We start from the raw sequence: 12,033 nt of genomic DNA, 5'->3' as shown, positions 1-12,033 counted from the left end.
GCGTCAGCCCGCCATGCCCTCGCGCAGCCGGAACGTGGCAACCGCTTCGCGTAGCGCTCCAGCCTGCTCGGCAAGCGCGTGAGCGGCCGCCGTGGCCTCTTCCACGAGCGCGGCGTTCTGCTGCGTGACTTCGTCCATCTGCGTGACCGCGATGCCTACCTGTTCGATGCCGGCCGTCTGCTCGCGCGAGGCCGTCGAAATCTCGCCGACGATGGCCGTCACGCGGTGCACCGAACCGACGATCTCGTCGATGATCTGACCCGCGCCCGCAACGAGCGACGAGCCCGCTTCCACGCGCTGCGTCGACTGGGCGATCAGGTCCTTGATTTCGCGCGCCGCGGAGGCGCTGCGTTGCGCGAGCGTGCGGACTTCGCCCGCCACCACCGCGAAGCCGCGGCCCTGTTCCCCCGCGCGCGCGGCTTCCACGGCGGCGTTCAGCGCGAGGATATTGGTTTGAAACGCAATGCCGTCGATCAGGCTGATGATTTCGCCTACCTTGCCCGAACTTTCGGCGATCGACCGCATGGTTTCGACCACTTCATGCATCACGGCGCCGCCGCGCGTGGCGGTCTGTGCCGCGGTGCCGGCCAGCTCGCTGGCATGCTGCGCGTTCTCGGCGTTCATGCGCACGATCGACGTGAGTTCTTCCATGCTCGCGGCCGTTTCTTCGAGCGACGCCGCCTGACCTTCGGTGCGCGCCGAGAGGTTCTGATTGCCGGCCGCGATCTGCGCGCTCGCGGAGGCGACGCCCATCGCGTTGCCGCGCACTTCGCTCACCACGTGCGCGAGGCTCGCCTGCATCTGCATGAGGGTGGCGAGCAGTTCGGCCGTTTCGTCGTCGCCGCTCGCGTGCAGATCCGTCGAGAGGTCGCCGGCCGCGACTTCATGCGCAAAGCGCACTGCACGGCCGAGCGGCCGCGTCACCGTCCGGCTGAAGGCGACGCCGCCCGCGAGAGCAAGCACGAACACGCCGATCATCAGCGCGGCGCTGATCTCCGTGGCGCGCTCGGCGTCGACGGCGGCTTGCGCCGCCACCTGTGCGTTGTCGGCGGCGATTTTTTGCGCCGCGCGGTCTAGCAGATCGGCAGGCGCGCGGTCCACGCCCGCCACCTGTGCGTCGCCGGCAGTCGGATCGAAGCCCGCGGCCTTGAATGCTTCGAAACCTTTGCGATAGCCCTGGCCCATGGCCGCGTGGGCTTGCGCGAACTGCTCGACGAGGTCGCGGGTCTCGCCGGCGGGAAGCGTTTGTTCGAGCTTCGCGGCCAGATCGTCGACGGTTTTCTCGCGTGTCTGGAACGCGCTCCAGTAGCGGTCGAGCTTCTGCGGATCCTTGCCGCGCAGGAGCGTGTCTTTCCATTCCTGCACCTGCAGCTTGAACGCGACGAGCGTGGCCGACGCCATGCGCTCGTTCGCGGCGCTATCCTGCACGGTGGTGCGATAGGTGTCGATGGCTTCGTTGAGCATGTGGATGCCGTAAAGCGCGCCCGCCGACATCAACGTGAGTGCGGCACCGAAGGCGAGAGGGATCTTGCGACTGAGCTTCATTGGGGGCAGATACTGGAGAGAATGAGGGCGAACGCCGATAGCTATATCGGCGTTCGCGCGGAATTCTGAAGGGTCCTTTCGCACTCGTTCGTAGACCAGAACAAGTCTGAGGAATAGGGGCGTGCATGGCTTGCATGCAACGCGCGAAGGACGGCGATCATGAATGTAGTGCCGAAACGAGTCGCGCTTGTGTCACACAGCCGGGTTCGCGGGTGGCGGCGCTCGCGGCTTCGCGTTACGTGGTGTTACACACGGCGCCTCTGGTAATCTGCCGTAAGCTGTCACATCAGGGTCACGGTCTTCGCGGCGCGTGGCTCTGCTATGTTGACCTGTTCAAGTCACGTTGCCGCGCGTTGCCATCATGTCTGTCGATCGCTTGTTTGAACTGGCCTCTTCGCATCATCGCGAGGGACGTCTCGATCTCGCCGAGGGCCATTACCGCGAAGTCCTTGCCGGCGACCCCGATCATTGGGCGGCCTGCTACGGCCTCGCCCAGCTCCTGATCCGGCTCGACCGTTTCAACGAAGCCATCGCGTGTCTCACGCCGCTCCTGAACCGCGAAGGCGACACGGCCGCGGTCTGTCGTCAGTTGGGTCTGGCCGAGGCCTGCGCGGGACGCCGGCTGCGCTCGCTCCGGCACTTCGAGCGCGCGCTCGAATACGCGCCGGACGACGCCACGACGGCCCACCTCGTCGCCAACCTGCAGCAGGCTCTGGGAATGGACGAGGCCGCGGAGGCAAGCTACCGCCGCGCGTTGAAACTCAGGCCGCTGATCCTCATCCCCGCCGCCGTCGCTCCGCCGGATTTTCGTGCGCTATTCGTCTTCGCGCCCGGCGCCGGCAATACGCCAATCGAATATCTGGTGGCGAACGCGCGCTTCGAAAGCAACGTCATCACGGTGCTGGCGGACATGGACTACGATTACGACCGTTTGCGCGGCTACGCGGACGTGGTCGTCAATCTCGTTTCCGATGTCGACCGCGGTCTGGCGTCGCTCGGACCGGCGGAGGCTTTCATTGCGGCGATCGGAAGTCCGGTCGTCAATCCGCCTCGACTGATCGCAGAGACGAGCCGCGAGTCGGTGGCGCGGCGTCTCGAACACGTGCCGGGCTGCCGGGTTCCGCAGACGCGCCTCTATCCGGCGGCGGCGTTGCAGGCGCTGGCCGCGCGGGGCGGCGAGGCCCTGTCGTTTCCGTTGCTCGTGAGGCCGGCGGGCTCGCACGGCGGCGAGGCATTCGAGAAGGTCGAGGATCTCGCGCAGTTGCAGGCGTTTCTGGCGAAACATGTCGCCGGGAACTACTACCTCACGCCGTTCGTGAACTACCGGTCCGCCGACGGCTATTTCCGCAAATATCGTTTCGTTTTCGTCGACGACGAGATTCTGCCGTACCACCTCGCCATCGACGACAAATGGAAAGTGCACCACGTCACGACGGGCATGGTGGACAGCGCGTGGATGCAGGCCGAGGAACAGGCGTTCCTCGACGATCCGTGGCGTGTTTTCGGCACGGCGCAGCGCGAGGCCTTGCAGGCCATACGCAATGCCATTGGCCTCGACTACTTCGGCATCGACTGCTCGCTAGGGCGGGACGGTGCGATCGTGGTGTTCGAGGTGAATGCGAGCATGCTGGTTCACGGCAACAACCAGCAGTTTCCGTACAAGACGGAAGCGGTGGAGCGGATCAAACGCGCATTTCATGCCATGCTCGCGAGGCGTGTGGCAGCGTGCCAGGTCCAGCGCGAGCGCCAGTAACGCCTCCCCATATTCATGCCGCAGCCAGGGGCCAGGTCTTGCGTGTCCTCAAGATGACACGGTGCTAGCGCGACTGGGCGGCAACCGGCGCGGCCGCGGTCCGCACCGGGCCGCCTTGCGCTGGCGTATCGTGGCCGGTGCCTTTCACATGCGCGATCCAGGCAACGGCGGCGAGCGTCAGCACCGTGGCGACCCAGCCGTTGTATCCATAGCCCGTGATCGTGCCGTTCGGCCCGTTCGCGAGCAGCAGGCCGCCGGCCCATGCGCCGATGCCCATCCCGAGCGCCTGCACCGCACTGTTGGCGCTGAGGAAGGCGCCGCGCCGCGCCGGCTCGGGGATCGTCGTGAGCAGAGCTTGCATCGGGATCATACGTCCCGACATCGCGACCATGAAAAACGCGAAGAACGCGACAAGGCCGACGAACGGCAGCACGGGTAGATGCGTAATGAACAGCACCGGCGCGAGCGAGACGAGGGCCATGATGCGGAAAATCTGGCGCTTGCCGTAGCGATCCGCGAGCCGTCCTACCACACGGGACGTCAAGAAAGTCGCCGCGCCGCCCGCCATGTAGAGCCACGAGAGCTGCTGCGGCGCGATGCCGTGATTCGCGACGAGCATGGGCGAGATGAACGGAATCACGAACATGTGGCCGACCATCATCGTGAAGGTCAGCGCAAACGCCTTGAGGTGGCGCGGCAGCGTGAGCAGGCTCCAGAGCTGCGGCAGGATGCGCGAGAGCGGGGTGCGCTCGCCAAGGTGCGCCGTGAGCGGCGGCACGATGCGCGCGCCGGCGAACCAGATGCCTGCCGAAAGCACTACCAGCAGCAGGAACGGGGCGCTCCAGCCGAAGTGCGCGCCCAGCAGCACGCCGGCGGGTACGCCGGCAATCGCCGCAATCGAGAACGCCGTCATGATGACGCCCGTGGCGGCGCCGCGGCGTGCCACCGGAATGACGTCGCTCACGATTGCCATCACGATCGAGCCCAGCACGCCGCCCGTGAGGCCGGCAAATGCGCGCGCCGCGAGCAGCAGATGGAAGTTGCCGGCCAGTGCGCAGGCGAGATTCGACGCGGCGAAGAGCGCGTACGCCACCTGCAGCAAACGGCGCCGGTCGAAGCGGTCGATGTAGGTCGCCGCGAAGAGACCCGAAAGCCCCGAGCACAGCGAATAGGCCGATACGGCCGTCGCGAACTGCGCCGGCGTGATGGCGAACGCATGCATGATTTGCGGGCCGAGCGGCATCATCACCATGAAGTCCATGATGACGGTGAACTGGGTCAGCGCGAGCAGCCAGAGCAGCGTGCGTTCGCGCAGGGGATTGAGCGTGGTTGTCATTGGATTCGTTTTGCTCTGAAAGAAGACCGCGCGGCATGTGAGCCGCGCAGCATGGATTAGTCGTCGATCGTCTCGTGGGTCGCTGGCGCGCCGCGCCGCCAGTAAGCCGACGCGCGAATGCGCTTCTTGTCCACGCCGCGATCGTTCACGAGATGCGTGCGTACGGCGCGGATCGCAGCCGCCTCGCCGGCTGCCCAGACGTAGCCGGTGCCCGGCGGCAGCCAGACCTGGTCCACGGCCTCGAGCAGCGGATTATCCGACGTCGACTCGTCGCGGTAGCACCAGATGGCATAGAGATCGGTCTCGGTCGGCAGCCCGATGCGGGCGGCCCGGTTCTCGACCTCCACGACCACCGCGACGCGCGCGCCCGCGGGCAGTTCGGCGAGACGCCGCTGGATAGCCGGCAACGCGGTTTCGTCGCCGATCAGCAGATGCCAGTCGAAGCCGGTCGGGATCACCATCGATCCGCGCGGTCCGCCGACGCCGAGGTATTGCCCCGGCTGCGCGTTGGCCGCCCACGCCGTGGCGGGGCCGGCTTCGTGGAGGGCGAACTCGAGGTCGAGCTCGCCCGCCTCGGCGTCGAAACGGCGCGGCGTGTAATCGCGCATGGCAGCGCGGGTTTCGCCTTCGGGAAACACCGGGCCGTCGGGGCCGAGCGTCGGCAGGACGGGTATTTCCGCGCCTGCGGGCGGGAAAAACACCTTCACGTGATCGTCGAACGAGGCCGAGACGAAATCGCCGAGATCGCCCGTGAGCGTGACGCGCACGAGCGCGGGCGAGAGCGGTACGACGCGCGCGACGCGCAGCAGCCGGAACTTCAGCGGATGACGCACGCGGACAACTTCGAGGGTTGAGGGGTTCTGCATGAAAGACTCTCCGATGAAGACGGGCTGGCGGGATTGACGCGGCGGATCAGGCGCCGGCCGGTTCGTGGTTGCCGCTGTCGCCGTTTTCGCCGCCGTTTTCGATTTCCCGGGTGGCGCGCACGAGGATCGCAGCAATGCGGCGCTGCTCCTCGGGCGAGGCGTCCGCGCGGCGCACCAGGGCGTGCTTGAGGGCATGGCGTGCTTCGATCAGTTCGCGCACCCAGCCGCCTTCGGTTTCGTCGGCCGGCTCCTGGCCTGCGAACGCGCGGCGCATCACGTCCATCTTGCGGCCGAAGTGCGTGAGCTTGGCGAGGATGAGCTCGGCACGCTCACGGTTGGCGTCGAGGTAAGTACGGCCTTCGGGCGACAATGAGTACTGCTTGCGATTGCCTTCGAGCGTGACGTTCACATAGCCGAGTTCTTCCAGATACGTGAGGGCCGGGTAGACCATGCCGGGGCTGGGGCTATAGAAGCCGTTCGAGCGCGCGTCGAGCGCCTTGATGAGTTCGTAGCCGTGGCTTGGACGCTCGGCGAGCAACACGAGCAACATGAGCTGCAGGTCTTCGGACGTGAACTTGCGGCCGCGGCCGAAACCGTCGCCGTCTCCGAAGCCGCCGAAACCGCCGCCGAAGGGACCGCCGAAGCGGTCACCCCAGCCACCGGGGCCTTCGCCGTGCTGGCGATGGCGGCCCATGGCATGCCAGAAGGCGTGAATGGGGGAGATGTGACGCGAAAAATCGTGGCCGCGACGGCCGAAATGGTGGTGGTGACGCATGGTGCCTCCTTCTCAGGTGTCTTAAAACATGTCTTAAGATATATATCGTAAGAGCGTTTGTCAAAGAGAATTTCTGAGGTATGAGGGCACACTAAAGTCTGCGGGAAGGCAGAAATCGTCGTTCAGAGACAAAAAAGTCTGCGGGAATGCCGAATTTCGGCGTGCAGCGCACAATTCCCGCCCCGTTCCTGGTTATTAAAAGAAGGATTGGATAGTGCGGATGAGCGTCGCAATGACGTGCGTTCGCGCGCTGTTTCTGTGAGGCGCGGTAAGTTTGCGTTATCGGGCCTCTCATGGGGCCACTTCAATCCGGTCGCGCGGTGCATCGAGCACCGCCACAACCCGGGCGGCACGGCGGGTCCTGTCCGCGGACGACCGCCTCTGGATCGACCGGATTGGTTCGTTTTTCGCTACCCGGTTCGAACCTGAGACCGCCGCAACAGTCGCCAACCCGCTATGCCGGCACCCGTGCGCACAAGCTTGACGTAGCCGGGGTTGCTCGTTTCTCCAGTCGTCAGGCGGTCGCGGCTCTTTTCTCGACAGCAGCATTCGCGACAGATGCAATGCGATGGCTGGCAAGCTCCGAGAAGATCAGGGCCAGTACGACGACGGAGCTGGCGAGGTAGCCGAGATTGTGGCTGCCGATCACCGGAATGGCACCCGCACCAACCACGCTAGCGATCGAGACGCCCACATAGGTGGCCGAGGTGTTCAGGCCGACCAGAACCGGGGCCATGGGCGGATTAAGCGAAACGAGGCGGAACTGCTGCGGCACGAGCAAGCCCCAGGCACACGCACCCCACACAGCGATGGCGATGGAAGCGCTCCACAGGTGCGTGCTGGACAACGGCATCGTAACAATCACTGTCCCGACGATGATGAGCATCGCGACAACAACCTTGCGTGAACCGATCCTGTCGAGAATGCGGCCAGTGAGCAGATTGGTGAGCGTTCCTGCGAGCCCCCAGAACACGAGCAACATCCCGAGCAGCGTTGCGTTGCCGCCGGTGGCGCGATCGAACACAACCGAGAAGTAGTTGTAGATGACGAAGGTGCCGATTTGCGCCAGCACTGTCGTTGCGAGCGTCAGACCGACACGGGCGTCCGTGAGCGGAGAGAGGCGCTTGCGCAATGAGATGGCCGGCGGGAGCGGAACTTCGGGCAGGAGGGTCCAGATGCCGATGAAGCCAATTGCACCCAGGCCGGCGACGAACGCCAGCGTCCAGCGCCAATCGACCAGGCCGCCGATGACCGCACCAATCGGAGTCCCTAGAGCGGTCGCCGTGGACAGGCCCGCGACGACGATGGAAAGCGCGAAACCTCGGCGCTCCGGCGGTACCAGTAACGTGCTCGTGCCGCTCGCGGTTGGCGAGAACATGGCAGCGCCGAGGCCGGCCAGTGCACGGGTGGCAAGCGCGATCGCGAGGCTGGGTGCCACGACTGTCCCGAGATTGGCCACCACGAAGATTCCCATCCCGGCGAGCAGCAGGCGTTTGCGGGCGATGCCGGCCGCAAGCGCAGCGATGGTCGGTGCGAGCAACGCAAATGTAAGCGCGTACACGGTAATCATTTGCCCGACAGCGCCTATGCCCACGTGAAATGAGCGAGCGAGCTGAGGCAGGATGCCACCGAAGACGAAGCTATCCGTCCCCAACGCAAACATGCCGAGGGCAAGGGTTAAAAGACGTCGATCCATGGCGATTTCCCTGAAAAGGTGGTCTGTCAAAAGTTTCGTGATGCAACTATAGAAAGACGTCGGGAGATGCGCTATGGACGGAAACTGGCGAATACTTCATCGAAAACTGAGAAAGTTGCATGATAAAACTTATGGTACAAATTGGCCATGTCGAAGAAGTAAGGTGAAGTAGGGATCTGTCCGGTTTCAGCTACGACGGGTGGATTCGACCTTGGCTTGATGTGATGTTCAATCGAAGAGGTGGCGGGTGTATCGCAAGGAAAGCGCACTGGCGAATTGCTCAATCGCTCGAGCACTGGAGCAGGTAGGGGATGGGTGGACGTTGTTGATCGTCCGCGAATGTACGCACGGTACGAAGCGCTTTGATGAGTTTCACAAGCAGCTAGGCATTGCGCGGAACATCCTGACCATGCGTCTGGAACGCCTGACCGAACGCGGGATACTCGAACGCTATCCGCTCGAAGAGCGGGCGAATACACAGGGATATCGTTTGACCACGAAGGGCGAGGAGCTTTATCCCGTCCTTGTCTCGCTCATGCAATGGGGAGACCGTTGGGCGTCGCTGGAAGGCAAGGCGCCCGTTGTTCTGGTCAGCGCCATGAGCGGGCAGTCAGTTGAGCGAATCCAGGTCCGTGAAATCAACGGAACTCCATTGTCGTTCAAGGAGATTCGTTTTGAGCCGGGCCCTGGCGTGACCGCTGCGACACAGCTTGTGATCGAAACCCGCAACGCCAGGATCCTCGAAGTGGAATCGAAATGAAATGCACTGACCATGCGTTCACGACGCTCGTTACGGATGCAAGGCATCAAACAAGCCATCAGTCGTAACGGATGACGTATAGGCAAAAGTAGGAGCGGTAGCTGTAGGCGAAATCGCAATCTTTCCAGGAGAAGTGAAATTATGAAACTGCTTTATGTAAAAGGATCGCCCCGTGGTGATCGCTCGCGCAGTGCTCAAGTCGCGGCGGCCTTTATCGAGACTTATCGCGCCAGGCATCCGAACGCAGAGATCGAGGAGTTGGACCTGTGGCAGGCTTCACTGCCTGAGTTCGACGGCGATCGTGCTGCTGCGAAGATGAGCTTCTTCGGCGACCCCGAGATGAATGGCGCACAGCAAAGTGCCTGGGACGAGATTGCCAGGATCACCAATCATTTTGCTAGCGCGGACGATTTCCTGTTCACGGTGCCGATGTGGAATAGCGGCATTCCGTATCGCCTGAAGCTCTATATCGACATTATCACCCAGCCGGGATTGCTGTTCGGGTTTGATCCGGCTACGGGCTACAGCGGGTTGCTCAAAAACAAGCGTGCGACGGCCATTTACACGAGCGGTGTTTATGGACCCGGGGCCGCGAAGGGCTTTGGCAGTGACTTCCACTCAGCCTATTTCGATGACTGGCTTCAGTTCATCGGGATCGACGACATTGCCAGTGTTCGCTACCAGCCGAACATCCTGACCGCCGACGCGGCGGCCGGACTGGCAAGTGCTCAGGAGGCGGCGAAAGAGGCTGCACGGCGCTGAGCCCCGGGGGAGTCAAAGCGGGCGTGCATCGACCGAGTCAGGTTGGCGGTGCATGTCCGTCGCGTCGTTGTATGAGTACCTGTGCCCGTGAGTATGCCCGTGCTCACGGGATTGCCAGAGCCATGCTTCCGGTACAACGGTTAGGGAGTTGTATGATGAAACTGTCACTCAGCGGCGAGACTCAGCCGGGCACTGTCTGGGTGGCAGTTCGCAGTCGTTGGAATACGGCTATTGCATCGTTGAACGGCCCAGGGGGGCGACGCCTGCAGGTCGCTCTAGACGGTGTCGTCTTTCGCAAGATCCAGCAAGGCCTGGAGCGTTCGCTTATAGGGTCCGGTATTGCCGCTTGCTGCCTGAATAATCAAGGCGCCCTGGAGGCGCGCCACCCAGTCCTCCGCAAAATGTCGCGCACGCGATGCCGACAGGCCACTGTCGGCCGCCAACTTCTCGATTGCCTCGATCCAATGCGTGAACGCATCCTGCAAGCCGCGCCGAGCTTCGGGGCCGATTGCAGAAGTGGTCATCTGTCCGAGAACGCAGGAAGCCCGGCCCCCGGCATACATATGGTCAAGCGCCGCCACTATCTTGCGGACGCGAGGCTTCAGAGGACTGGGGCTACACGCTGCATCGAGCAGCTCGCGATCAATCAGGATTTTCGCTCGATCGAGTACCGCCTCGGCCATCTGCTCTTTGCCATCCGGGAAATGATGGTAGAGGCTGGATTTCCCCAACCCGGTTGCTCGCGACAGATCCGAAATCGAGGTGCCGTCAAAACCTTGGTCGCGAAACACCGTGAACAATCGGTCAACGATTTCGTCCTTCGACGTGGGGATAGCCGGCATGCTGAATTTCCAGGAAAACCGATCATTCGGTACAGGTCAATAGACTACGGCATTGGATCTGGTAAATCAATACTTGACTAATACAGATTTCGTTTGTACTGTACCGATCGTTCGGTTCAATTTGGGCAGGCCGAGCATTCTTTCTACTCAGGAGATTTCAGCATGTCGACGTTTTCCAGCTATCGCACGGTTTCTGTTGCTGACCCGCGTTCAGGTTCGGCCCTCAATCTTTTTTATCGCGAGGCGGGTCCGCAGGATGCGCCCGCGGTCCTGCTCCTGCATGGCTTTCCGACCTCGAGTCATCAATATCGCGGTTTGATCGGCCGGCTGGCGGACAAGTACCGTGTAATCGCACCGGATCTCCCTGGTTTCGGTTTTTCCGATGCGCCAGAGGCGGCCCAGTTTGGTTACACGTTTGATCACCTGGCGGAGGTAATCGAGCAATTCACTCAGACTATCGGTTTGAGCCGGTATGCGCTCTACGTGTTCGACTACGGCGCCCCGGTGGGCTTTCGTCTGGCGGTGTCACAACCGGGACGGGTTACCGCGTTGATTACCCAGAACGGTAACGCGTACGAAGAGGGTCTGAGTGAAGGATGGAACCCGATCCGGGCATACTGGCAGGAACCCACTGAGGAAAATCGCAACAATTTGCGGGCCTTTCTGAAGGCGGAAACAACGCAGTTCCAGTACACGCATGGCGAGAAGGATGTCGCATTGATTGCGCCGGAAAGCTACACGCTCGATCAGCATTTTCTCGAACGGACTGGCAACGACGATATCCAGCTCGATCTGTTCGGTGACTACAAGAGCAACGTGGTGGCTTATCCGCGCTTCCACGAATATTTCCGTACCCATCGTCCGCCGACGCTAGCGGTGTGGGGGAAGAACGATCCATTCTTCGTCCCCCCCGGCGCCGAAGCATTTCGTCGCGACATTCCGGATGCGGAAATCCACTTTGTCGACGCTGGCCACTTCCCGCTCGAGACGCACCTTGACGAGATCGCGGGCATTATCCGCGCGTTCCTTGCAAGGACGTTGGACAAGGCACAGGGGCGAGCGCTTTTCGGCGAGTTGAACGAGGCCGCAGTGCCGGAGCAGGCACAACCGCTTCTTGATGCGATGCGCGGCGTGTTCGGCTTTGTGCCGAACCTCGGCTATGCGCTTGCGGCTGAGCCGTCGGCGCTCGGCGCCTATCTTGCGACGCTCCAGGCGCTCCAGGCGACATCCTTGAGCCCGGTTGCCCAGCAGGTCGCGCTGGTCGCCGCGAGTCATGCCAATGCCGCCGAGTACGGTATCGCAGTCCACGCAACGCTTGCCGGCAAGCTGGGCGCACCGGCGGACGTCGTCGAAGCTCTGCGAGTGGGCGGGCCGCTCGCAGACGCTCAACTCGAAGCCGTGCGCAGGTTCGCGACCGCCGTTGCGTCGAAACGGACTCAGGTCTCGGATAGCGATGTTAATGCACTGACTGCTGAAGGCTTCGATCGCCGGGCCGTGGTAGCGATTGTGCTGGCCGTGGCGAGCAAGACCTTCGCCAATACGCTCGCCCATCTCGCACGACCCGAGATCGACTCGGCGTTTCTGCCCGCATCCGGCTCCGCTGCCTGAAGCAGGCCAGGTTTTGCGCATGCGCGACCCGGTCGTCACTGGCGATGCAATTGCGATGCGATTGACGCGCAGTTGCAGGCGAATTGAGCA

At 62.9% G+C, this 12,033-nt stretch carries 10 protein-coding genes; 4 read left to right on the top strand and 6 right to left on the bottom strand.

Annotated features, from left to right (window positions below; all coding sequences use genetic code 11):
• Positions 1–3: 3 nt before the first annotated feature.
• Positions 4–1,545 (bottom strand): methyl-accepting chemotaxis protein, encoded by a 1,542-nt coding sequence (locus tag V8683_RS18060; protein WP_411190747.1) that lies wholly within the window; start codon positions 1,543–1,545, stop codon positions 4–6.
• A gap of 361 nt (positions 1,546–1,906) precedes the next feature.
• Here V8683_RS18060 and V8683_RS18055 point away from each other — a divergent pair, with 361 nt between their 5' ends.
• Positions 1,907–3,298 (top strand): tetratricopeptide repeat protein, encoded by a 1,392-nt coding sequence (locus V8683_RS18055; RefSeq protein WP_411190748.1) that lies wholly within the window; start codon positions 1,907–1,909, stop codon positions 3,296–3,298.
• A 64-nt stretch (positions 3,299–3,362) separates the two neighbouring features.
• On the opposite strand, the gene V8683_RS18050 is transcribed toward V8683_RS18055, so the two are convergent.
• The 4 genes from V8683_RS18050 to V8683_RS18035 all read right to left on the bottom strand — a co-directional run bounded on the left by V8683_RS18050 (position 3,363) and on the right by V8683_RS18035 (position 7,971).
• Positions 3,363–4,634 carry an MFS transporter gene (locus V8683_RS18050; RefSeq protein WP_411190749.1) on the bottom strand — a complete coding sequence of 424 codons (1,272 nt, stop codon included), beginning with the start codon at positions 4,632–4,634 and terminating at the stop codon, positions 3,363–3,365.
• Positions 4,635–4,690: 56 nt separating this feature from the next.
• Positions 4,691–5,500 (bottom strand): siderophore-interacting protein, encoded by an 810-nt coding sequence (locus V8683_RS18045; RefSeq protein WP_411190750.1) that lies wholly within the window; start codon positions 5,498–5,500, stop codon positions 4,691–4,693.
• A 46-nt stretch (positions 5,501–5,546) separates the two neighbouring features.
• Complete coding sequence (locus V8683_RS18040; protein WP_411190751.1) at positions 5,547–6,275, bottom strand: PadR family transcriptional regulator; 729 nt, start codon at positions 6,273–6,275, stop codon at positions 5,547–5,549.
• 514 nt (positions 6,276–6,789) lie between these two features.
• A complete protein-coding gene (locus V8683_RS18035) occupies positions 6,790–7,971 on the bottom strand; it encodes an MFS transporter (RefSeq protein ID WP_411190752.1) in 1,182 nt (393 codons plus the stop codon).
• A gap of 247 nt (positions 7,972–8,218) precedes the next feature.
• Here V8683_RS18035 and V8683_RS18030 point away from each other — a divergent pair, with 247 nt between their 5' ends.
• Positions 8,219–8,731 (top strand): winged helix-turn-helix transcriptional regulator, encoded by a 513-nt coding sequence (locus tag V8683_RS18030; protein WP_411190753.1) that lies wholly within the window; start codon positions 8,219–8,221, stop codon positions 8,729–8,731.
• Positions 8,732–8,872: 141 nt separating this feature from the next.
• Positions 8,873–9,493 (top strand): FMN-dependent NADH-azoreductase, encoded by a 621-nt coding sequence (locus V8683_RS18025; protein ID WP_411190754.1) that lies wholly within the window; start codon positions 8,873–8,875, stop codon positions 9,491–9,493.
• 275 nt (positions 9,494–9,768) lie between these two features.
• On the opposite strand, the gene V8683_RS18020 is transcribed toward V8683_RS18025, so the two are convergent.
• Complete coding sequence (locus tag V8683_RS18020; RefSeq protein WP_411190755.1) at positions 9,769–10,335, bottom strand: TetR/AcrR family transcriptional regulator; 567 nt, start codon at positions 10,333–10,335, stop codon at positions 9,769–9,771.
• A 162-nt stretch (positions 10,336–10,497) separates the two neighbouring features.
• On the opposite strand from V8683_RS18020, the gene V8683_RS18015 reads away from it, so the two are divergent.
• Positions 10,498–11,943 (top strand): alpha/beta fold hydrolase, encoded by a 1,446-nt coding sequence (locus V8683_RS18015; protein WP_411190756.1) that lies wholly within the window; start codon positions 10,498–10,500, stop codon positions 11,941–11,943.
• Positions 11,944–12,033: the final 90 nt, after the last annotated feature.

Source organism: Paraburkholderia sp. AV2 (genome assembly GCF_054968425.1).
The sequence above is the reverse complement of the archived record's forward strand: the minus strand, read 5'-3'. Positions and strand labels throughout refer to the sequence as shown.

Coding starts and splice junctions, on each gene's coding strand:
- V8683_RS18060 (WP_411190747.1), bottom strand. CDS start 1,545: ATGAAGCTCAGTCGCAAGATCCCTCTCGCCTTCGGTGCCGCACTCACG.
- V8683_RS18055 (WP_411190748.1), top strand. CDS start 1,907: ATGTCTGTCGATCGCTTGTTTGAACTGGCCTCTTCGCATCATCGCGAG.
- V8683_RS18050 (WP_411190749.1), bottom strand. CDS start 4,634: ATGACAACCACGCTCAATCCCCTGCGCGAACGCACGCTGCTCTGGCTG.
- V8683_RS18045 (WP_411190750.1), bottom strand. CDS start 5,500: ATGCAGAACCCCTCAACCCTCGAAGTTGTCCGCGTGCGTCATCCGCTG.
- V8683_RS18040 (WP_411190751.1), bottom strand. CDS start 6,275: ATGCGTCACCACCACCATTTCGGCCGTCGCGGCCACGATTTTTCGCGT.
- V8683_RS18035 (WP_411190752.1), bottom strand. CDS start 7,971: ATGGATCGACGTCTTTTAACCCTTGCCCTCGGCATGTTTGCGTTGGGG.
- V8683_RS18025 (WP_411190754.1), top strand. CDS start 8,873: ATGAAACTGCTTTATGTAAAAGGATCGCCCCGTGGTGATCGCTCGCGC.
- V8683_RS18020 (WP_411190755.1), bottom strand. CDS start 10,335: ATGCCGGCTATCCCCACGTCGAAGGACGAAATCGTTGACCGATTGTTC.
- V8683_RS18015 (WP_411190756.1), top strand. CDS start 10,498: ATGTCGACGTTTTCCAGCTATCGCACGGTTTCTGTTGCTGACCCGCGT.